At 38.5% G+C, this 22,477-nt stretch carries 23 protein-coding genes; 12 read left to right on the forward strand and 11 right to left on the reverse strand.

Going from position 1 to position 22,477, the window contains the following annotated elements; all coding sequences use genetic code 11:
* Window positions 1-4: 4 nt before the first annotated feature.
* The 4 genes from nusB to AC1M85_RS00445 form a co-directional block, all read right to left on the reverse strand.
* Window positions 5-454 (reverse strand): transcription antitermination factor NusB, encoded by a 450-nt coding sequence (gene nusB, locus AC1M85_RS00430; protein ID WP_035264834.1) that lies wholly within the window; start codon window positions 452-454, stop codon window positions 5-7.
* A gap of 3 nt (window positions 455-457) precedes the next feature.
* Window positions 458-928 carry a 6,7-dimethyl-8-ribityllumazine synthase gene (gene ribH / locus AC1M85_RS00435; RefSeq protein WP_035264832.1) on the reverse strand — a complete coding sequence of 157 codons (471 nt, stop codon included), beginning with the start codon at window positions 926-928 and terminating at the stop codon, window positions 458-460.
* A 24-nt stretch (window positions 929-952) separates the two neighbouring features.
* A complete protein-coding gene (ribBA, locus tag AC1M85_RS00440) occupies window positions 953-2,074 on the reverse strand; it encodes a bifunctional 3,4-dihydroxy-2-butanone-4-phosphate synthase/GTP cyclohydrolase II (protein WP_035264829.1) in 1,122 nt (373 codons plus the stop codon).
* 284 nt (window positions 2,075-2,358) lie between these two features.
* On the reverse strand, window positions 2,359-3,630 hold the full coding sequence (locus tag AC1M85_RS00445) for a hypothetical protein (RefSeq protein ID WP_092766563.1): 1,272 nt from the start codon (window positions 3,628-3,630) through the stop codon (window positions 2,359-2,361).
* A gap of 77 nt (window positions 3,631-3,707) precedes the next feature.
* Here AC1M85_RS00445 and serB point away from each other — a divergent pair, with 77 nt between their 5' ends.
* The 3 genes from serB (at window position 3,708) to AC1M85_RS00460 (ending at window position 6,326) form a co-directional block, all read left to right on the forward strand.
* Window positions 3,708-4,928, forward strand: coding sequence for a phosphoserine phosphatase SerB (gene serB / locus AC1M85_RS00450; RefSeq protein WP_035264823.1), 1,221 nt, complete (start codon window positions 3,708-3,710; stop codon window positions 4,926-4,928).
* 413 nt (window positions 4,929-5,341) lie between these two features.
* The gene (gene aciT / locus AC1M85_RS00455) at window positions 5,342-5,656 is read left to right on the forward strand and encodes a ciprofloxacin tolerance protein AciT (RefSeq protein WP_035264816.1); all 315 of its coding nucleotides are present in this window, start codon (window positions 5,342-5,344) and stop codon (window positions 5,654-5,656) included.
* A 190-nt stretch (window positions 5,657-5,846) separates the two neighbouring features.
* A complete protein-coding gene (locus AC1M85_RS00460; RefSeq protein ID WP_481592791.1) occupies window positions 5,847-6,326 on the forward strand; it encodes an SCP-2 sterol transfer family protein in 480 nt (159 codons plus the stop codon).
* Between the two features lie 92 nt (window positions 6,327-6,418).
* Here AC1M85_RS00460 and dtd read toward each other — a convergent pair whose 3' ends face one another.
* Complete coding sequence (gene dtd, locus AC1M85_RS00465) at window positions 6,419-6,859, reverse strand: D-aminoacyl-tRNA deacylase (RefSeq protein ID WP_035264810.1); 441 nt, start codon at window positions 6,857-6,859, stop codon at window positions 6,419-6,421.
* 233 nt (window positions 6,860-7,092) lie between these two features.
* Here dtd and AC1M85_RS00470 point away from each other — a divergent pair, with 233 nt between their 5' ends.
* The 5 genes from AC1M85_RS00470 to asd all read left to right on the forward strand — a co-directional run bounded on the left by AC1M85_RS00470 (window position 7,093) and on the right by asd (window position 12,371).
* Window positions 7,093-8,607, forward strand: coding sequence for a catalase (locus AC1M85_RS00470; RefSeq protein WP_180028376.1), 1,515 nt, complete (start codon window positions 7,093-7,095; stop codon window positions 8,605-8,607).
* A 139-nt stretch (window positions 8,608-8,746) separates the two neighbouring features.
* Window positions 8,747-9,250, forward strand: a complete 504-nt coding sequence (locus tag AC1M85_RS00475) for an ankyrin repeat domain-containing protein (protein ID WP_092766558.1) — start codon at window positions 8,747-8,749, stop codon at window positions 9,248-9,250.
* 113 nt (window positions 9,251-9,363) lie between these two features.
* Complete coding sequence (gene pncB, locus AC1M85_RS00480; RefSeq protein WP_488213348.1) at window positions 9,364-10,566, forward strand: nicotinate phosphoribosyltransferase; 1,203 nt, start codon at window positions 9,364-9,366, stop codon at window positions 10,564-10,566.
* 111 nt (window positions 10,567-10,677) lie between these two features.
* Window positions 10,678-11,526 carry a sulfurtransferase gene (locus tag AC1M85_RS00485; protein WP_488213349.1) on the forward strand — a complete coding sequence of 283 codons (849 nt, stop codon included), beginning with the start codon at window positions 10,678-10,680 and terminating at the stop codon, window positions 11,524-11,526.
* Window positions 11,523-12,371 carry an archaetidylserine decarboxylase gene (gene asd, locus AC1M85_RS00490; RefSeq protein WP_180028379.1) on the forward strand — a complete coding sequence of 283 codons (849 nt, stop codon included), beginning with the start codon at window positions 11,523-11,525 and terminating at the stop codon, window positions 12,369-12,371. Before AC1M85_RS00485 ends, asd begins: the two co-directional genes overlap by 4 nt.
* Window positions 12,372-12,412: 41 nt before the next feature.
* Here asd and phoR read toward each other — a convergent pair whose 3' ends face one another.
* The 3 genes from phoR to AC1M85_RS00505 all read right to left on the reverse strand — a co-directional run bounded on the left by phoR (window position 12,413) and on the right by AC1M85_RS00505 (window position 15,410).
* Complete coding sequence (phoR, locus tag AC1M85_RS00495; protein ID WP_035264800.1) at window positions 12,413-13,774, reverse strand: phosphate regulon sensor histidine kinase PhoR; 1,362 nt, start codon at window positions 13,772-13,774, stop codon at window positions 12,413-12,415.
* 10 nt (window positions 13,775-13,784) lie between these two features.
* On the reverse strand, window positions 13,785-14,495 hold the full coding sequence (gene phoB / locus AC1M85_RS00500; RefSeq protein WP_035264799.1) for a phosphate regulon transcriptional regulator PhoB: 711 nt from the start codon (window positions 14,493-14,495) through the stop codon (window positions 13,785-13,787).
* A gap of 228 nt (window positions 14,496-14,723) precedes the next feature.
* Complete coding sequence (locus AC1M85_RS00505; protein ID WP_488213350.1) at window positions 14,724-15,410, reverse strand: TetR/AcrR family transcriptional regulator; 687 nt, start codon at window positions 15,408-15,410, stop codon at window positions 14,724-14,726.
* Window positions 15,411-15,608: 198 nt separating this feature from the next.
* Here AC1M85_RS00505 and AC1M85_RS00510 point away from each other — a divergent pair, with 198 nt between their 5' ends.
* Window positions 15,609-16,454 (forward strand): SDR family NAD(P)-dependent oxidoreductase, encoded by an 846-nt coding sequence (locus AC1M85_RS00510; RefSeq protein WP_035264797.1) that lies wholly within the window; start codon window positions 15,609-15,611, stop codon window positions 16,452-16,454.
* Window positions 16,455-16,505: 51 nt separating this feature from the next.
* Here the strand turns inward: AC1M85_RS00510 and AC1M85_RS00515 are convergent, their stop codons facing one another.
* From AC1M85_RS00515 to AC1M85_RS00525, 3 genes are all read right to left on the reverse strand, one after another.
* Window positions 16,506-17,873, reverse strand: coding sequence for an MATE family efflux transporter (locus AC1M85_RS00515; protein ID WP_488213351.1), 1,368 nt, complete (start codon window positions 17,871-17,873; stop codon window positions 16,506-16,508).
* Between the two features lie 104 nt (window positions 17,874-17,977).
* Window positions 17,978-19,141, reverse strand: coding sequence for a methionine aminotransferase (locus AC1M85_RS00520; RefSeq protein WP_488213352.1), 1,164 nt, complete (start codon window positions 19,139-19,141; stop codon window positions 17,978-17,980).
* A gap of 155 nt (window positions 19,142-19,296) precedes the next feature.
* Window positions 19,297-20,169, reverse strand: a complete 873-nt coding sequence (locus AC1M85_RS00525; protein WP_035264791.1) for a LysR family transcriptional regulator — start codon at window positions 20,167-20,169, stop codon at window positions 19,297-19,299.
* 97 nt (window positions 20,170-20,266) lie between these two features.
* Between AC1M85_RS00525 and AC1M85_RS00530 the strand changes: the two genes are divergently transcribed.
* From AC1M85_RS00530 to thrH, 3 genes are read left to right on the forward strand one after another with little or no spacing between them, the layout of a single operon-like run.
* Window positions 20,267-21,037: a 2OG-Fe dioxygenase family protein gene (locus AC1M85_RS00530; protein ID WP_488213353.1), complete on the forward strand. Its 771-nt coding sequence runs from the start codon at window positions 20,267-20,269 to the stop codon at window positions 21,035-21,037.
* A 3-nt stretch (window positions 21,038-21,040) separates the two neighbouring features.
* On the forward strand, window positions 21,041-21,649 hold the full coding sequence (locus tag AC1M85_RS00535; protein ID WP_481590167.1) for a LysE family translocator: 609 nt from the start codon (window positions 21,041-21,043) through the stop codon (window positions 21,647-21,649).
* Window positions 21,650-21,661: 12 nt separating this feature from the next.
* The gene (gene thrH / locus AC1M85_RS00540; RefSeq protein WP_488213354.1) at window positions 21,662-22,294 is read left to right on the forward strand and encodes a bifunctional phosphoserine phosphatase/homoserine phosphotransferase ThrH; all 633 of its coding nucleotides are present in this window, start codon (window positions 21,662-21,664) and stop codon (window positions 22,292-22,294) included.
* Window positions 22,295-22,477: the final 183 nt, after the last annotated feature.

The raw sequence follows: 22,477 nt of genomic DNA on the forward strand, positions 1-22,477 counted from the left end.
CAACTTATTTTGCTTGTTGCTTTTCTGCTTCACGTAGGCTTTGTGCCAAACGGTCTAATACACCATTGATGTATTTGTGACTATCTGCACCGCCGAAGTGTTTAGCCAATTCAATTGCTTCATCGAGAACGACGCGATATGGAATTTCAAGATGCTCTTTCAATTCATACGCGCCAAGACGCAAAGTAGCTAATTCAACGCCGTCCAGTGCCGAGATCTCACGATCTAGTACTGGAATTAATAACGCATCCAATGCTTCATGATTTGCAATCACTTGTGTGAGCAACTCGTGATAATAGCTGAGATCCACTTTATGCATGGCATTTTCAGCACGTGTACGTGCTTCAATTTCATGCACAGGGTTGTGGCTCATTTGCCATTCATAAATCCCTTGTACAGCAAAACGACGTGCTTTGCGTTTAGCTGCATAAGTAGCTTGGAGTGTCTGCGACATGCTTTAGATCGCCTTTAGCAAGTTAACCATTTCAATTGCAGTCAAGGCAGCTTCACCACCTTTATTACCTGCTTTTGTACCTGAACGCTCGATGGCTTGTTCAATGCTGTCTGTAGTCAATACGCCATTGATTACAGGTAAACCAGCTTCTAAACCAACAACACCAAGGCCTTTTGCACATTCACCAGCAACAAAGTCAAAGTGAGGAGTGCTACCGCGAATAACTGCACCAAGTGCAATTACCGCATCAAACTTACCAGAATTTGCGAGTTTTTTCGCCACAACCGGAAGTTCCCAAGCGCCTGGCGCGTGAACGACAGTGATATTATCGTCTTTAACACCATGTCGATGCAATGTATCAATTGCACCTTCTAATAAATGTTCAACAACAAAGCTGTTAAAACGACCAACTAGAATCGCGTAACGATCTTCGCTCGCGAGATGTAATAAACCTTCAATACGGCGAATCGCCATAGCAACCTCGATATTTAATAAGAGTTATGAATGAGAGCTCTGATCAGCTGTGATGTATTCGACCACTTCTAAATTAAAGCCAGACAATGCATTGAAGCGTAAAGGTGAGCTCAGGAGCTTCATTTTCTGTACGCCTAAATCACGTAAAATTTGTGCACCCACACCAATAGTTTGGTATTGCTGAGATAAGGCAGCATTTGACTTGGCTGGTTTTGGCGCAGTTAATGCTTCTAATGCTGGACCTAAATCAGACGGCTGACGTTGTCCAATCCATACCAAGACACCACGATCGCTTTGAGCAATTTCTTTTAAAGCACGATCTAAGTTCCAAGCTGCTTCACCATCTTGCTTATTAAGTTTTAATAAGTCTCGCGCTGGATTGAAGCCATGAACGCGAACAGTCGTCACACCTTCTTCAGGTTGACCTTTAACCAATGCCAAATGAATATCAGGATTCCCGACTTCACGATAACGGTAAAGATCAAAAGTACCATACTCGGTATCGAGTTTTTGTTGATCCAAACGCTCTACCGTTTGTTCATTGGTCATACGGTAGTGAATAAGATCAGCAATTGTACCAATTTTTAGACCGTGTTTTTCAGCAAAAATTTCAAGGTCAGCACGACGGGCCATAGTCCCGTCTTCATTGATAATTTCACAAATCACAGAAGCTGGTTCAAGACCTGCAAGACGAGCTAAATCACAACCTGCTTCGGTATGACCTGCACGATGGAGCACACCACCTGGTTGTGCCATGAGTGGAAAAATATGGCCTGGCTGAACGATATCTGCTGGTTTTGCATGTGCCGCAACTGCTGTTTGAATCGTGTGCGCACGTTCTGCTGGAGAAATACCTGTAGAAATGCCATTTGCAGCTTCAATAGAAAGCGTGAAGTTTGTCCCGTGTTGAGCGCCGTTCGCATCAACCATTAACGGTAAATTTAATTGTTTGCAGCGTTCACGACTTAACGTTAAGCAAACCAAGCCACGAGCATGCGTGATCATGAAATTAATGTCTTCAGGTCGTACGTGCGTTGCAGCAATAACGAGGTCGCCTTCATTTTCACGATCTTCATCATCCATCAGGATGACCATTTTTCCTGCACGGATATCTGCTACAAGTTCTTCTACAGTATTGAGCGACATCAACCTTCACCTTTTTGTTATGTCATTCTGACATTTGAATAAATTTGTTGCGCCATAGTCTAACGCTTTTTTAGTCAGTTTGCCTATGCTTATGACTGTACCATTCAATACAGTCCAACATACACCTTCATAGCACATTGAAAAGAGAGATAAAATTACCAAAAGAGCACTTTTGTATACAAACTAGACGCTTAGTCTAACTTTTCACGACTGTGAGCTTTTAAAAAGAAAAACCAGATTTAACTTAGCATCAAATCTGGTTTACTTATTAAAATTTAATCTAATTAAGAGCTGATTGTACGATCCGTCGAGGAGCTTTGGGCTTTGCCTTTCAAAATCTCAGTACGGATATTTTGTGCGAGTTCGGCACAGGCTTCGTTCATACCATTAATCATGAAAGCGTGACGTGTTAACACACTGGTTGGATTCGGCATCGGAACCAATTGGTAGCATTCACCAATATGCTTTAACTGATCGTGGGTCAAATATAGCGCCATTTCTTTCGCAATCAGGTGATGTGTGAGTCTTTCCGCCGCTTGTACTGAATCGAGTTGCATTGCCTCCACTGGTGCGGTTACAGCACAACGTGTTTGCAATACGAACCGTTTATCCTCACGGTAACGTTTATAGAGTACTTCTGACAATAATTGAAACACCGAACCAATCATTAAGATGCAAGCAATCGAGTTATTCTTGAGTGAAGAAATACTGATGACAGCGCCTTGTTGATCAAAACTACGATTCACAACGATATCATCAACATTCAAATGATAATGCGCTGTACACAGTTCGATGCTCTTATTTAAGAAAATTTGACATAAATTAAAATAAGGTAAAGAGACAGATTTGTTGACCGTATTAATTAATTGTTTCGGATCATAAAATTGGATATTCAGGGATAAAGCATCCTGATCTAACTGCAGAGTCGGTACTTTTGGCGTAATTGCAGCTTGTTCTTTATTTTGCTCTGGCGTATGAGGTTGTTTAGGCTGACTCTTTTCCAGTTCTAATGCTTCAGTGAGCAGCTTGATCTCATGACGTAAACGGGACTCATTATTTAATCTCGCAAGATATTCGCTACGAGTAGGGCGAGCAATGGCACGATAAGCCAACCATAATAAGCCATGAATAAAGAGTGACGAGAGGATCGCCAGCCATTGTGTTCTTAATATTTCACCGATACTTGGTTTAACCAATGTGATTTCCACACTGCCAATTTTCTTTTCATTTTGTAGTGCATCTCGAACGAAGATTTCACCCTGACGCGTCTTAGACAAGCCTGCAGTCGCGAGAACTTGATCTCCTGTGCCAAGAATACGTATATATGCAACACTTGGATTCGTTGCATAGCGGTTGGCTAATAATGCAAGAGATACAGTATTGGCAGGTTCAAGTTCAGTTAAGCTATCTGCGACCAGTTGAGTCGTCATTAGCAAACCTTGGCTTGCACGGTTTTCATTTAATTGATGTGTCGTTGCAATAACCAATAAAAAGGTATGCAAGGCAAAACTTACAATCAGCAGGCTAGCAAATAGCCCTTGTCTAGGCGCATTCAACGTAAACTTCCAAAGAAAATTAATTCAATTTCGATTATGATTCTTACAATATTCGTAGCTCAGACCCGAGTCAATTCATGCGAGAAATCATTCTTATTTCATTTTTAGGACCTGACCAACCGAATCAGTTTACTCGATTGATGCAGGTGTTGTCCGTACATTCTTTGCAAATTTTAGATGTAGGACAAGCAGTTATCCATAACCAATTGACTCTCGGCATCGTGGTTGCTTCCGAAGACCAGACAGCAACGGCTTTGGCCATGAAAGATATTCTGATTTTAGCACACGATATTGGTCTTACTGTGCGCTTTAAACCGATCGATTCAGAAGATTATGAGCAATGGGTGAAAGAGGGTGGACGTACACGATATATCGTGACGGCATTGGCACCTGAACTTACCGCAGCACATTTGCAAGCAGTGACTAATATTGTTTCAAGTCAAGGGTTTAATATTGAAACAGTCACTCGTTTGTCTGGTCGCCCAACGTTGAATCATTTTGAAAATGAACCAAAACGTGCTTGTGTGCAATTTGGTTTGAGCGGTCAGATGTTAGATGCTGCAACGATGCGAGCGGCATGTTTAAGTTTATCAAATGACCTTAGTGTCGATGTTGCAGTACAAGAAGACACGCCGTACCGTCGTAATCGTCGTTTAGTTTGCTTTGATATGGATTCAACGCTGATCGAACAAGAAGTGATTGATGAGCTTGCAATTGAAGCAGGTGTCGGTGCACAAGTCGCAGAAATTACTGAGCGTGCTATGCAAGGTGAGCTGGACTTTCAGAGCAGTTTCCGTGCGCGTGTGGCGCTACTGAAAGGTATGGATGCTTCTGTATTGCCTAAAATTGCAGAACGTTTAACGATTACTGAAGGTGCAGAACGTCTTATTTCAACCCTGAAATCTTTGGGTTATCGCACGGCTATTTTATCTGGTGGCTTCCAATACTTCGCTGAATATTTACAAGCAAAACTTGGGATTGATGAAGTTCATGCCAATATCTTGGATGTTCAAGATGGGCAGGTCACTGGCGAAGTTAAAGGGCATATTGTGGATGGCGCTCGTAAAGCATTTTTATTAGGCCAAATTGCGGATGAAATGGGCATTTCACTTGAGCAAACGATTGCAGTAGGTGATGGTGCGAATGATTTGCCAATGCTCTCTATAGCGGGCTTGGGCGTTGCATTCCGTGCTAAACCATTGGTGCGTCAAAATGCAAATCAAGCCATCTCAAGTGTTGGTTTGGATGGTGTTCTGTACCTGTTAGGTGTACATGATAAAGATTTAAGTCGAGCTTAAAATCAAAAAAAGCTTATTAAAAAGGCGACCAAATGGTCGCTTTTTTTTATCTAAGTGAATCATTCTTAGACAAATTTTAATCAGCTAAGTTCAGACGAAAAAACAGATGGTCATCATCGAAAAAAAGATGTTTTTGACAAAAAATTACGAGGTGTTTTTTTGTAATGACACGCCAAGTTTGACTGATTCTGACTCTATGAAAAATGTCTAATCTTAAAAAATGTAATGACAAAAGAATGTTGCGACAATATGTGTCGCTTACAAAAGCATCAGGTCTTTTTTTCTGAAAAAAACTCACCATAATGCTTTCATAGACGCCAACAAGACCATTGAAGAAAGTGAAGCGTTATTTAATTTGTTGTGAAACACCATTAGGCAGTATTTGAAACATCTAAATTTTGACGGAGATTTTTATGGTCACTTTAACTTTTGCAACGATACTCGGATTTGCTCTGATCGCTGTAGCATTGGCGGCCGTATTCTTTTCACCTTATCGTCATTGGCTAGGGTTTATGTTGGCGGGTATGGTCTTCTGGGGTTTACTTGAAGGTATTCGTTATAGTGTCCAACACGTCTTTGACATGTCTTTGGCATATAGTTATTTAACAGCGATTAGCTTAGCCATGGTGGCTTTAACGGCTTTCTTACTTCGCGAAGATAGTCGTGCGCAAAAGGCTTTAGAAAATCGTCGTTATATTGAACATACTCCTGTATATGAGGACGATTAAATCCTACTCATGACAAATGATATGTAGACCAAAACTGCGTGGTAACAATTTTATATTTAAAGGTGTATCAAAATGATATACCTTTTTTTTGCCTATACGTTTTGTTAAACAAAGCTGCATTTCCTTACTTATAAGATATGCTAGGATGAATCAATTATTTTTGATATTAAAAAAACGGACTTAAATTGTCATGAAACTATCTTCAATACCTGTTGTGAAATTACCTATCGTTGATGCAAGCACAGATCCACTAGACCTTTTGGTGTTAGGTTTGGCGTTGCGTATGAAACAATTGTCACGTACGAGTCCAAAATTTATTGAGTTAATTCATGATCGTCAGTTCCGTATTCAAATTGGTACAGATCTAGGTGTTGCACGTCAGATTTTAGTCAACAATGGTCAGATTGATTCTGTTTCAGGTGATGCAGAGAAAGCAGATTTCGTACTTCAGTTTGCTGATAGCGAGCAAGGTGTTAAAACCCTGTTGAAAGGTGATCCAACTGCATTCATGACGGGTATGCAAAATGGCAGTATTAAAATGGAAGGTGATTTCAGCTTATTGGTATGGTTTAACCAAGTCGCTAAATTAATTCCACCAAAAATTCCTAAACCTGTAAAAGAAAAAATACAATTTGCTCGTCAATTTATTAAAGAAAAGACAGGCAAGTAATACAGCACCTAAATACGGACTTTTCTCGTTTTGATTCTAGAGATGAGTATTTAAATGCAAGAAAAAAAGCCCTCATCAGAGGGCTTTTTTAGTCATTCAACTTCAAGATTGAAGGTTACCGGACCATCATTGATGAGATGCACTTTCATATCCGCTGCAAAGATTCCTGTTTGTACATGTTCAAACTGAGATTTAGCATATTCAACTAACTGTTCATACAGTTCTTTTGCTTCGAGAGGCGGCATTGCAGGGCCGAAGTCAGGACGCAAACCTTTTTGGGTTTGTGCCATCAGGGTAAATTGCGAGACTAATAATAATCCGCCTCCGGCTTGGCTAAGATTCCAACCCATTTTTCCTTGGTCATCATCAAAAAAACGGTATTTTAAAATCTTATCGATGAGCTTCTTACCTTTTTCAAAGTTATCTTCTTTGCCAATACCAATAAAAACTAAAATCCCTTTTTCGATTTGACCAGTAATCTCACCATCCACAACGACTTTCGCTTCAAGGACGCGTTGGAGTAAAGCACGCATAATTCAACCAAGTTTGATGTTTTTTAATTCAAATGAATTGTATCAAATTGGAAAAAAGAAAAGGGATAAAGTCGTCATCTATCCTCATAAGTCATTGATAAAAAAATAATTAATTGGAGTATATACTTTTAATTTAATAAAGCGATTGAAATAATAAAAATTAACCTTTTTACCAATTTTGTTAAAGAAGGTAATTTACGCGTGCAGGAAAGGTAAATTTGAGAGAGAAAACGATGTTTAAGCGTTCAATGTTGGTTGCAATGCTTGCAACTGCGACAGCAGCATCAGCTGCACCATTAACAAAAGATAACGGCGCACCAGTGGGTGATAACCAAAACTCAATCACTGCAGGTCCAAATGGTTCTGTATTATTACAAGATGTACAGTTAATTCAAAAACTTCAACGTTTCGGTCGTGAGCGTATCCCTGAGCGTGTTGTACACGCACGTGGTACGGGAGCTTATGGTGAATTCGTTGCAACTAAAGATTTATCAGATCTTACTATTGCTTCACTTTTCAAAGCAGGTACGAAAACTCCAGTATTCTTACGCTTCTCTACAGTAATTCATGGTAAGCATTCTCCAGAAACTTTACGTGACCCACATGGCTTCGCAATTAAGTTTTATACTCAAGAAGGTAACTGGGATTTAGTTGGTAACCAAACGCCTGTATTCTTCATTCGTGATGCGATCAAGTTCCCAGACTTCATCCACGCAATGAAACCAAGCCCAATTGACAACGTTCAAGACGCTAATCGCGTATTTGACTTCTTGTCTAGCCAGCCATGGGCAACAAATATGTTGACTTATGTATATGGTAACCAAGGTGTTCCTACGAGCTACCGTGAACAAGACGGTTTCGGTGTACATGCATTTAAATTGTACAACGACAAAGGCGAATATAAATACGTTAAATTTAACTTCCGTTCTAAGCAAGGTGTTAAAGGTCTAAACGTTAAAGAAGCTGCTGAATTACAAGGTAAAGACTTTAACCACTTAACGAATGATCTTTATAAGAACATCAATGCGGGCAATTTCCCGAAATGGGATCTTTATATCCAAGTGTTGGATCCTAAAGATTTGAATAGCTTCGATTTCGATCCACTTGATCCAACTAAAATCTGGCCTACTGATTTAGTACCAGAAACAAAAGTGGGCACTTTGACATTAAATCGTATGCCGAAGAATTTCTTCCAAGAAACGGAACAAGTTGCTTTAGCACCAGGTAATTTAGTACCAGGTATCGAGCCATCAGAAGACCGCTTACTTCAAGGTCGTATCTTCTCTTACTCTGATACACAAATGTACCGTTTAGGTGCAAATCACCAACAAATTCCAGTAAACCGTCCATTGGTAAATGTGAACAACAATAACCAAGATGGTTATATGAATGTTGGTGCTACGACATCTAATGTGAATTACGAACCAAGTCGTATTGAACCAAAACCATCTACAGCAAAAGCTCGTGCTGTTGAAACTCCACTTTCTGGTACGGTTCAGCAACGTGGTGTGAAAGAGCAAAACTTTAAGCAAGCGGGTGATTTATACCGTTCATACTCTGCTAAAGAGAAATCTGACCTCATTATGAACTTAGCAGCTGATCTTGGTAACGTAAAAGATTCAGAAACTAAACACATCATGTTGTCTTATTTCTATAAAGCAGATGCGGATTACGGCACACGTATGACTAAAGCTGTAAACGGTAACTTAGCGACTGTTAAAGCGAAAGCGGCAGCTTTAAAAGACTAATCAAGATTAGTCCTTGAATTGGTGATTAGGGTCTAAGGTGTCACCTCAAAAAAGTCCTGTAAAACTCAATTCCTTTCCTGCAACCCTAGGGGAGTTTTACAGGCACTCGTTATCGAATTTAAACTCAGGTGAGGGAAGAATGAAAAATATTGTATATAGTTTATTAATCGCTTTACTGAGTTTAAGTTCAGTAATGCTTCAAGCTCAAACGACGTCTGTCAGTAGCTCACAACAATCAGATCAGAAAGAAGTGATTGACTTATTTTTTGCAGCAGCGAAAACAGGAAACAAAGAAGTTATTCATGAATTTTTGAAACATGGTTTTCCAGTCAATATTAAAAACCATGCTGGTTTTACACCATTAATGATGGCGACCTACTATGGTCATCAAGATATTGTAACGACTCTATTGGAAAACGGCGCAGACCGCTGTGCTCGTGATAATAAGGGTAATACAGCTTTGATGGGTGCTATCTTTAAGCTTGAATGGTCGATTGCCAAACAATTACGCCAGGTCGATTGTGATGCTCAAGCGAAACAGACAGGACACAAGACCACAGAAGAATTCGCAAAAGTTATTGGGCAAGATAAAGCATTGAAAGCTTTGACTGAGTCATATAGTCAAGACAATGCAAAAAAATAATCAGTTTAAGTTTTAGTAATTAGTCGAATAATCTTCGACAATTACTAAAACGAGCTATGAATCGCAACAAAATGTGCTTTAATGCAATAAGTTGCTAAAAACTGAAAAATAATATGTCTGCCATTATTCAATCCTTACTTGATACTGACTTGTATAAATTCACGATGTTACAAGTGGTATTACATCAATTTCCTCAAACGGATAGTGTCTATCAATTTCGTTGTCGTAACCTTGAAGATACAGCCTATCCACTCGTGGATATATTAGAGGAACTGAACGAACAGTTAGATTTATTGTGTCAGCTCAAATTTAAAGAAGATGAATTACAATATTTAAGAAGTTTACGCTTTATTAAAAGTGATTTTGTAGACTATTTAGAATTATTCCAACTTAAGCGCCGCTTTATTAAAGCCAGTATAGATGATCAAGGCCGTTTAGATATTCGTATCGAAGGACCTATGGTTCAAGCAATGATGTTTGAAATTTTCGTGCTTGCAATCGTCAATGAACTCTATTTTCGTCGTATTCGCGATGAGCAGGTATTGGCAGAAGGAGAGCGCCGTCTTAAAGCTAAAATTGAATTGTTGAAACACTATGAAAGTAGTCAACAACCGAATGATCCACCATTTCTTGTTTCCGATTTTGGAACACGCCGTCGCTATAGTTTTGACTGGCAGAAACATGTGGTGGAAGAGTTTAATAAGGCTGCACCACATATTTTTCGTGGCACAAGTAATGTTTTATTGGCAAAGCAGTTGAGTATTACACCCATTGGTACGATGGCACATGAATTTTTACAAGCTTTCCAAGCACTGGATGTTCGCTTACGTGATTTCCAAAAAGCTGCACTTGAAACTTGGGTGCAGGAATATCGCGGAGATTTAGGCATTGCACTGACAGATGTTGTTGGTATGGATGCATTCCTAAGAGACTTTGATTTGTATTTTGCCAAATTGTTTGATGGTCTACGACATGACAGTGGTGATCCATATGAGTGGGGCGATAAAGCCTACGCACATTATAAAAAATTAAAAATTGACAGCAAAACTAAAATGCTCACTTTCAGTGATGGTCTAAACTTAGAGAAGGCATGGGATTTGCATCAATATTTTAAAGATCGTTTCCAAGTGAGTTTCGGGATTGGTACTAACCTCACCAATGATATGGGACAAACTGCTTTGAATATTGTTTTAAAGTTAGTCGAATGCAATGGTCAATCGGTAGCTAAACTCTCTGATAGTCCAGGAAAAACGATGACTGATAATGATACCTTCCTCGCATATTTGCGTCAGGTATTTGATGTTGAGTCTCCTTAATCATAATTTCCCTTTTCTGATTTTTTGCTAATACCATGCAAAAAATCAGAATAATTTTGAAAAAGTCTTGTGCTAAGATTTGAACAAGGCCAATAGAACTATTCAATAAATATGACCACTAACGCTTTTGATTTCGGTCTGCTCATTGAAGCAGAACAACTTGTTCCTCATTTAGGAAGTGAAAAGTTACGTATTGTTGATTTGACCCGAAGTTCGGTCTATGAGCAATTACATATTCCGCATGCTATACATCTGAAGCCAAAATTTTTAGTGCGCCAAGAGGAACAAGCTACGGGTTTATTGCCTGATGATGAAGGGCTTCAGCAGCTAGTCCAGATATTAAACATATCACCTGAGCATCATGTCGTGGTCTATGATGATGAAGGTGGGGCATGGGCTGGTCGACTGATCTGGAATCTACACTGTATGGGTTTTTATAACACCAGTTTATTAAATGGTGGTATTCATGCATGGTTAGGCGCCAACTATCCTACGTCTTCAGAAGTTGAAGAGGTTCAGCCAGTCACATGTCTTTTTCAAGTTAAGACATCCAATGTTGATCAACACCGTATTGATTATTCAACTTTAATAAAAAAAATTGAAAATAAAACTTGCCAAGTATGGGACTGCCGAACGGCTGAGGAGTATACCGGGCAACGTCTCGCGACACGTCGTGGGGGACATATTCCAACGGCTAGACATTTTGAGTGGAGTACTGCACTTAATCGTCAAAATCATTTAAAATTGCACCCCTTAGAACGCACGCAACAACGTTTAGAACAATTGGGCTTTCAATTTGATCAGCCAGTCGTCGTATATTGTCAGTCTCATCACCGTTCAGGTTTAGCTTACATTATTGGTCGATTACTGGGTTGGGATATCCAAGCTTATGATGGTGCGTGGAGCGAGTGGGGCAACCGCCTCGACAGTCCAATCATTACTGGAGAGTCACCTGAGTGAGTCTGACAAATTTAAAAAAGAAACTATTTATTCAAGCGCAGCAAATCGTCCCGCAACAAAAACTCAGCCGTTTGGTGGGTAAAGTCGCAGCCAGTGAAAACCCAGTATTAAAGAATGTTGTCATTCAAGCATTTAAAGCAAAATATGGCATTGATATGTCAATTGCTGAGCAACAAAATGCTTTGAAATTTAAATCCTTTAATGAGTTTTTCACTCGCTCTTTGAAAACAGGCGTTCGTTCAATTGATTCTAATCCTAGAAGTGTCGTGTCACCTGCAGACGGTGCAATTTCACAATTAGGTAAAATCAATGAGGGCGATATTTTTCAGGCAAAAGGTCAAAGCTTTTCAGTTGAAAAGTTAATTGGTGATCCTCAATTGGCAGCACCATTCAAAAATGGTGAATTTGCAACAGTGTACTTATCACCGCGTGATTATCATCGTGTGCATATGCCTTATTCTGGTACATTGACTGAAACTTTATATATTCCAGGTGAATTATTTTCAGTCAACCAAACTACAGCTGAAAATATTCCGGGTTTGTTTGCACGTAATGAACGAATGGTATGTTTATTCGATACTGATGTTGGTCGTATGGCTGTTGTTTTAGTTGGCGCAATGATTGTTGCTGGAATTGAAACTGTTGCGACAGGTAAAGTAAAACCAACAGGTCGCTTAGAGCTGAACCATCATGCGATGAAACTTGAAAAAGGTGATGAGCTCGGACGTTTTTATTTGGGTTCAACGGCTGTAGTTTTGTTTGAGAAAGATAAAATGCAATGGGACCAAGCATTTAAGGCGAACTCAACTGTAGTAATGGGTGAAGCGTTAGGTCATCTTATTTGAGTATATCTTCTCAATAAAAAAAAGCGCCTTAGGCGCTTTTTTTATTCGTGCATTTTATACAAGCGTTCTTTGGGAAACACGGCAATAAATGTAGAGCCTTCGTTTTCTTTCGACTCGATTTCAATATGTGCGCCATGTTGCATAAGTACGTGCTTAACGATGGCAAGGCCTAAACCAGTACCACCTGTTTGACGACTGCGTGCACTATCCACACGATAAAAACGTTCAGTTAAACGCGGTAAGTGTTTTGGATCAATTCCAATACCAGTATCCTGAACAGAAAAATAGCCACGTTCTCCATCATCATGCCAGCCGATGGTGATGGTGCCACCTTTCGGGGTGTACTTTATGGCATTGGTAATTAAGTTACTAAACGCACTCGCCAATTCCATATCTGAACCAATTAAGTCACAGTGGCTGTCTATATCAAGGTTAAGTGTATGACCATAATCAATATTGTAAGCTTGCGCATCATCGAACAGATGGTTCATTAAACTTGGCATTTCGATAATTTGATTTTTCGCAATTTGTTTTTCATTTTCTAAACGAGACAAAAGCAAAAGATCATTGACCAATGCATTCATGCGTTTAGTTTGCGATTGCATTTGTTCAAAGGCACGTTTCCAGCGCGGATTGATATCTTCTTGATCTGTGAATGTTTCGATATACCCACTTAACACTGTGAGTGGTGTTCTTAATTCATGTGAAATATTGTCAACAAAATCTGAACGCATTTGCTCGAGATTTTTCATACGGGTAATGTCGTGCGCAACTAAGAGGCGACTTTCATTGCCAAAGCGAGTCAGTTTAATTTGCGCATACTTATTATCATGGTTCACCAATTTAATTTTTACACCATCTGGTGCTTGATGGGTATTATGAAAATACTCAATAAAATCAGGTTGGCGAATAATCGTGAGCAGGTTACGGCCACGATCAACAGCTTGAATGCCAAATAACTTTTCCGCAGCAGGATTCCACCATTCGATTTGATGGGAATCATCCGTAAGAATAATCGCTTCTGATAAAGCCACGAGAGAAGATTGAGTTCGATCGATCAGTCCAACCATTTCAGACTGAACAATACGTTCTTGGCGTTGAGCCCGATATACATTGAACAGTAATGCCCCCCAGATTCCATTTAAATTTGGTGGTACATCGTAAGGACGATTCGAAATCCAATCATTGACTAAATATAATGAGCGTAATTGGATACCAAAAAATATGAGACAGGCAATGCCTAAGCATATCCAAAGATAGCCAATCCCTAACCCGATACAGCCCGCAATAATCAGTAGAAATACCAGTAAACGTAAGTCTTGCTTGGCAAAAGTCCATAAACTGCTATATAGAAACTTTTGATGTTCACGTGCCAATTCTGGGACGGGGTAGGGTTCGTACATAAAATCTAAATTAACCTAAAGCAACATCAGCTCGTGTTGAAAAACGATAGCCAGTACCACGCACAGTTTGAACATAACGGTCTGCACCATAAGGTTCGAGCACCTTACGTAAGCGACGGATATGGACATCGATGGTTCTGTCTTCAATATACACATTTCCACCCCATACCTGATCAAGTAATTGAGCACGGGTATAGGCACGTTCTGGATGAGTCATAAAGAATGCCAATAGACGATATTCTGTTGGCCCCATATCAAGAATATTTTGATTATAGCTGACACGTTGGCTTACTGGGTCAAGAATTAAGCCATTTGCATCAATGGTTTTTTCGCCATTTAACGCATTTGCACGTCTTAACACCGCTTTAATACGGGATACCAACTCACGTGTTGAAAATGGTTTCGTCATATAGTCATCTGCACCAGCATCAAGACCTTGAACTTTATGGTCTTCTTCGCCACGTGCAGTCAACATAATGACTGGAATTTCTGAAAGTGTTTCATCACGCTTAAGGCGACGACACAAATCTACGCCACTCACGCCACCCGGTAACATCCAGTCGAGTAGGATAAGCGCTGGACGTTGATCAACAATCATTTGATGTGCTTGTTTCGCATCTTCTGCTTCCAAGCATTGAAAGCCTGCCATATCTAAAGAAGTATGGATCATTTCCCGAATTGGGAGCTCGTCGTCGACAATTAAAATGTAGTCATCTTTCACAACGCAATATCCTATGATGAACGGTGAACCGTTTTATATTTATGACAGGCTTATTACAAAGATTAATTATGACAGTATCATTGCAAGATGGAAATCGAAGTTAAATATAGCAATGTTTTGTGACAATTAGGCTGATATTTTGTCTCATTGATATTTATTAATCTTAAATTAAATCAATATCTTAAATTTACTTACGATTTGTCACAATTTCTTCATCTTAATTTGATGCTACTTTTTCATTAGATCATTCAATAGGGCGAGAAAAACGGTTTTACATGCCTGAACGACCTCAGCACGTGGAAGTTTAAAACCACCTACTACCCAGCGAACAGCAACTTGAGTGACATAGCCATTTAGACCAGTTGCAATCAAGGAGATCTCTTTTTCAGTGAGATGGGTATGTGGCATCATTAATGTGACAAAGGCATGAATCATTCGGTCGAAACGGCCCATTGTTTCTTGAATGGTTGCATGATTATGAAGTTCTTGGACGAGCATTGCATCAATATAAATAATCCGAGCGGTACGCGGATCATCTTCTAAAAAACTAAAGAACGCATTTAGACCTGCATTAATCATGTTTAGAGGCTCAGGAGAGGCTTTCATAATAGCTTGCATTAATGTTTGTTGAAGCTTCTCAATCAGTTCTAAAAAGATCGTTTGGAATAAGTTTTCACTTTTCTTAAAAGATTCATAAAAGTAACGTTCAGTTAATTTCGCTTGTGTGCAAATATCTTTAACGGTTACTGAGAAAAAACCATGAGTTCCATATGCTTCAATACCCGCTTCAATAAGTTTCTCACGGCGTGCTTGTTTGCGTTCAGTTAAGGACATCCCTTTAAATTGACGCTCTTTTGCGGGAGGCTTTTCAATCGCTTGCTCGTGTTCTGATGGAGTGAGGTTCTCTGGGTTCATAGCAATTCGAGTCTTTTTATAAAAGTGTTATGCTGCGGTCAGTATAGAGTACTGATCAGCTAAAGATACTAAATTGGCCTATAGTAACAATAAAAATGGTCGATAGTTACATTGACAATAATAATTGTCAAAATTATAGTGAACATGAATGACCCAGATCAACGCTGTGGTGCATAAAAATCAAAAAAAGGATTCACAATGAAAAATTTTAAAAACAAAGTGGCTGCAATCACAGGTGCAGGTTCTGGTATTGGTCAACAACTTGCGGTGTTACTGGCTAAGCAAGGTTGTCATTTGTCTTTAAGTGACGTAAATGAAAAAGGCTTAGCAGAAACAGTTGAACTGACGAAGAATGCAAATGTACGAGTCACAACCAAAAAAGTAGATGTTGCGAATCGTGACGAAGTTAAAGCATGGGCGGCTGAAACTGTACAGAATCATGGTTCAGTGAACATGATTTTCAACAATGCTGGGGTGGCATTGGGTTCGACCGTTGAAGGTGCAACATACGAAGAGTTGGAATGGATTGTTAATATTAACTTCTGGGGTGTCGTATACGGCACCAAAGAATTCTTACCATATATTAAGAAAACAGGTGATGGACACATTATCAACATTTCAAGTTTATTCGGTTTAACTGCGCAACCAACTCAGTCTGCTTATAATGCAACTAAATTTGCTGTACGTGGTTTCACTGAATCTCTTCGTCAAGAGCTAGATATTGAAAATGTGGGTGTGAGCGCGCTTTGCGTACATCCAGGTGGCATTCGTACCAATATTGCGAAAGCTGCAAAAATGAATGACAGTTTAAAGTCTTTGGGCATGAATCCACAGAAATCTGCACAGACATTTGATAAATTATTACGTTGTCCACCTGAAGAAGCAGCGCGTCAAATTCTAGAAGCAGTGCAAAAAGATCGCCGTCGTTTACTGATTGGTAACGATGCGAAAGTGATTGATTTAATGCAACGTGTGATGCCAACGGGCTATCAAAAAGTGACTGCATTTGCGACTAAAATGAGTAAACGTTTCGATTCTAAATAATCGTTAAAAAAACCCGCGTCATGCGGGTTTTTTATTTTCTTGATTTCTAATTTAAATCAGTACTTGAACAGTTTTCTTTTTCCAAACAAATTGATAATACAAACCTTGCATCACACATAAGCACACGAAAGCCAAAGCATAAGCGTACCAGATTCCCGCCAGCCCCCACCATGCGCTAAATAGATAAGCTGCTGGGAGTTCTATACAGAGTATGGCCACTATATTGATGATCATTGGCATAGTGACAGTGCCACTTGCACGCATAATTGAGGCGAAAATAGCACTCGCGCCAAAAAATAAAATTGACCACAGCACAATAAACAATAATTGTTGCCCGAGTATCACAACTTTATCATCTGTAATAAATAATGCCATGAGATATTTTGAGAACAAATAAGCCAAGATTACGAGCCCGCCTGTAAAGACAAAATTCATGCCCAGTGCTGTTTTAGTTACACGTGATAAAGAATCCGCTTTACCTGCACCAATCGCTTGAGCCCCAAAAATAGAAGTGGCAATTGCGATAGACAGAGCAGGGAATTGGATATAGTTCAAAACCTGATTGACTGCGCCATAAGCAGCTGTTGCTTCTGAACCATAGCGATTGACCAAGCCGACAATGACTAAACCTGCCACAGAAGTCGTGACCATTTGAATGCCAGTAGGAACGCCAAGCCTGAGAATAATTTTGCTTAGTTCAGGATTGTGGCGTACATGTTTACACATTGCTAAATCTGGACGTAATGGATGATTTTTTTTATTTAAATAAACGTACAGAAAAATAAGCACGGCCAGATAACCCACAATCGTGGCGATGGCAGGTGCAATGATACCCAATTGAGGAAATCCAAAATATCCAGCGATGAGAACAGGGGTAATAAAGAGCCCAATTAAACTGGTCATTCCCAAAGCGATGAGAGGTGTAATGCTATCACCGACACCACGTAAGATAGAGGTATAAATAATATAAATAAAAAGGAGTGGGCTACCTGCTAACATCCATTGAACATAAGGCAAAGATAAATGCATGACACTTGGGTCTGTGCCCAAGGCCTCAAGAATGTGGCGTGCAGATAGAACACCTAAAATGGCAATAATCGTCCCGCCGATCAATGTCATAAAAATAGTAGAGCCGACAACCGCTCTTACTTTTTCTAAATTTTGTGCTCCCCACGCTTGACCAACCAATACCGTCGAGCCAGCCGAAAGCCCAATTACGAAAGCCAAGAGACAGAACAAAATAGGGAAGAAGACGGAAACAGCAGCAATTGCTTGGACGCCCATCATTTGCCCGACGAAGATCGTATTAATTGTGCCTGATAAATTTTGCAGGATATTGGTTGCAATCAGCGGAACTAAAAAAACTAAAAAAACTTTCCAGAAACCAGGTTCATCAATCGGCCGTAAGGTTCTCGCCATATATAAGTCTTATCCATTATTGTTTTCTATATCAACGGATTGACCTTAACACCTTATCATTCAAATTGCTTTAGTAATAAAGTAATCCGTCTCGTCTCTTTTCGTTATTGTGATTGAACCTTCGTTAAAATTTCTCCTGCAAGATGCAAGGTTTCCTCTCGTTTTGCAAAACAGACCCGAATGAGCTTCAGATCTTGAGGTGGCTGTTGATAAAACACTGATATAGGAATCGCTACCAGTTTGTGTTGTTCTGCAAGATATTGGCACATTTCTATATCTGTGAGCTCAGGTCTTAGTGTACTGAAATCTAAGTTTTGAAAATAAGTTCCTGGTGACGGCAGATATTGAAATTTTGAATGCTGAATTCCATGGATGAATAAGTCACGTTTAGCTTGATAAAAATTGGGGAGATCTAAAATATGTTCAGGATGTTGTTCGATGAATTGATTAAGCGCGACTTGAATCGGATGGACACCACAGAAATTGGCAAATTGATAAATTTGACGAAATACTTTCATCAGTACCTGAGGTGCAACGCAATATCCAGTTTTCCAACCAGTAACATGAAACGTTTTTCCGAATGAACCAATCACAAAACTACGATCTCGAAGTTCAGGAAAACTAAGCGCAGAATAATGTTGTTGACCATCAAACACTAAATGTTCATAGACCTCGTCAGAAAGTACACAAATGTTTTTATCCTGAATCAACTCGATCAGTTGTTGCCAATCTTGCTTGGACCAAATTGCACCTGAGGGATTATGTGGTGTATTTACAATGATTAATCGCGTTCGTTCATTTATTCGATCTTTCACCACATTCCAGTCAACATGGAAGTCTGGATGTACCAAGTTGATATGGATCGCTTGCGCCCCAGCGAGTTTCACTGCAGGTGCATAACTATCATAAGCAGGATCGAAAATAATTACTTCATCTCCAGCATTTACAACAGCTTGAATGGCACACAAAATTGCAGTCGTTGCACCAGGTGTAATGGTGATTTCGCTGATCGGGTCTAAATCGACTTGGTCTCGTTGGCAGAATTGGGCTGCAATTTTTTGTCTTAAACTCAGCAGACCGTCACCAGGTGGATATTGGTTATAGCCTTGTTGTGTGGCTTGAGCTAAAGCTGCAATTAATTCAGGAGGAGGTGGAAAATCAGGAAAACCTTGAGAAAGATTTAACGCGTTCAACTTTTGGGCGAGTACTGACATCACGCTAAAAATAGTGACACCTAAGTCTGGTAATTTAGATTCAATTTTAATCATGCTGGATAGTAATATTTAGCCCGTTTCTTCGTAGTTTAGCAGTTGAAATGCCTGCACTAAATACAAATATCTGCGACATATTCGTTTTAATTCTCATAAGATTCTAATGATCTTCAATTAAGTTTAAAACCTTAGATGATCTATGTGATCTCATGTTAAAAATGATTGATCTGACTTTGCTTCATTTCATTTTTTAACCAATTTAAAAAAATAATCTTCCGAGGATCTTCAATAAATCTAGTATGGGACAGTAGATAATAGGCAGAACCATCCTGAAGAATTGGTGTTATTTTTTTTACAGACTTGAGCTCTAATTCTTTTTCAATCATGTAGATAGAAATGATCGTCTTTCCTAGGCCAGCCAAGCAGCCTTCTAAACATAAGTAAAAATGCTCTAATTCTATTTTGGAATGTTTCTTCAAAATATCTTTGAGTTCATCCAATTGGTGTAATTTTTTTGAAAAATAAGGGCGTGATTTAGAAATTAACAATTCTTTGGTTTTAGGGTGGTGAGATGCTTGGACTGCCACAATATATTCATCGCCAATTTTCTCACTAAACAGATGCGATCCCCATTCAAAATCATTTCTTCGTATTGCGATATCGATATTATCTTTTTCAAAGTCGACTACACCACCACCTGTGAGCAAAACCACTTCAAAATCATGTCCGAGTTTTTTAAATTCAACAAGTCGTGGAATTAACCACTTCATCGAAATGGTTGGTTCACAGGACAGTACCAATTGTTTGTTTTCAGTTTTATTTTGAGTTAGTCCAATTAAACAATCATCCAATTGATTGAAAATATTCTGAGCGCAATGAAAAAGAGTTTCTCCTTCTTTGGTGAGTATCAAGGTTTTATTTCGTCGTTCAAATAATGTGATATTTAATATTTCTTCGAGATTGTAAATTTGCTTACTGACGGCACTTTGCGTAACAAATAATTTCTTTGCTGCAATCGTGACACTGCTGTATTTAGCGACAAAATAAAAAAACTTCAGTGAATTCAAAGATATTTTTTCTATCATTCCAAAAACTCATGTATTTTTAGTCGATTTTATTGATTTTATTTTTTTAACTTTTGTTCAAAATGAAGATTACCAAAAGCAAAATAAAGCTAATACAATGGAAAATATATTAAAATTCAGTCCATTTAACAAGCAGCATCTCGATGAATACAGATATTCAAAAGAGATAATCAAAAAGGGTTATGCATTTATTGATTTAAATACATTCCAAGAAATACAGAAAAATAATAATTTTCACGATGCTAATGAGCAAGATGTCAGTGATTTTATAGACAGTTGGAACGCTCTAGATTTAGATCAATTTATGTCGGATAAAGGTAAATATCGAACAAGAAAACATGCAACTTTTACTATTAATGATAAGCATAAAATTTTACTGAAAAATTCTTATATTCCTCATTTTCAGACGATTGAATACAACACTTTGAATGGTGGAATTGCGAGATATTTTTCAGAGATTGATAAAAATATAATTGAAAATCCAATTTTTAGAAATTTACTACAATTCGCATATCTTACCTTTTCAGAAATTGAAACTGAAAATTGGTTTATCGAAGCGCATCAATTTCGCATTGAAGCAAAATTTAACGATAGTGGTAAGCCAACCCCTGAGGGGATACATCGAGATGGGGTGGATTTCGTTTTAATGGCCATGATCAACCGTCAAAATGTTCAGGGTGGAATGACCCGAATTTATGACTTAAATAAGAATTTGAAAGCAGAATTTATGCTTGAAAATTTTTTAGATATCGCACTTGTGGATGATCATCAGGTCTATCACAGCGTAACGGAAATCAAAGTCAATGATTTTACGTTGGGTGATACTGGATTAAGAGATGTATTAGTGATCACGTTTAAAAAGGCATAATGAATGGGTGAGTTTATAGCAGTTATTCTCATCACCATACTCGCTGTTGTGAGTCCTGGTGCTGATTTTGCTATCGTGACAAAAAACAGTTACTTATATGGTAGAAGGATAGGTGTTCTCACTTCACTGGGAATTTCTTTAGGTGTGTTGATTCATGTGACTTATACGCTTATTGCTGTCGCATTTGTCATGGCGTATACACCTCAAATTCTAAATATTGTGAAGTATATTGGAGCCATTTATCTCATCTATATCGGTTATAAAACTTTTGTACAAAGTCCGGTTGTCGAGATGTCATCAACTGCTGCAATTAATCCTTTTCAAGCAGTGAAATATGGCTTTTTCACCAATGCACTTAATCCTAAAACGACTTTATTTGTGATTAGTACATACACTCAGATCATCAGTGTGAGTACGCCGAAAGCGATTCTGGTCGGTTATGGGCTATTTATGTCTTTTGCTCATTTTTTATGGTTTGGATTGGTGGCTTTGCTTTTTTCATCGATTGTTTTAAGACAGAAAATGTTAGCTAAGCAAGTACAGATTAACCGAGTGATTGGAACTGTATTATGTCTGCTAGGGATAGCACTTCTGTTTGCTAAATTTCAATAATAGGGTAGCAATATGAAAAAGATGGCTTTTATCGATATGGAAGGTGTTCTTGTCCCTGAAATATGGAAACACTTTTCAAATGTATACAATATCCCAGAGTTGGCGATTACAACTCGAGAAGTCGCAGACTATAAGTCTCTGATGGAATTTAGAATTAATTTACTGAAAGAAAATAAAATTCCTTTAAAACAATTAATCGATGACATTAAAGAACTGGATGTCATTCCAGATGCTAAGGAGTTTTTAGAATATTTGCAAAAGGCTGAAAATTTTGAAGTTAACATTATTTCAGATTGCTTTTATGAGTTTTTATTTCCCTTTTTTGAAAAATTAAATCTTCCTGTTAAAAATACATATTGTCATCACTTAGAAATTGGACCAGATGGATTTATAGAAAATGTTCTGTATACACGAGATAAAGGGAAACATGAAATTATTGTAGAGTTCCAAAAAGAAAACGTTTCAATGACCAATAGTATTGCGATCGGTGATGCATTCAATGATTTTTCGATGTTGCATTTAGTTGATTATGGTTTTTTATTTCAACCCTCAGAAGACGTGAGAAAGAACTCCCCAGCTTATTTTTGTAAAGTAGACTCTTATCAAGATATTATTTCACATTTAAATCGTAAAAAAATTATGTAACCTTATAATATTATTATGGTTTATATAAGATGAAGCAGATAGGAATGACTCTAGTGATAGCTTAGTTATTTAAATGGATTAAGAATAATAAATACAGCCCATTCATGCAGAAATGGGCTTTTTGATGACGTCAATTCACAATGAATTCAATTTTAGTCAGCGACCAAATTTAAATTTCATTTC

This window comes from Acinetobacter sp. 24-47-64, from assembly GCF_057737055.1.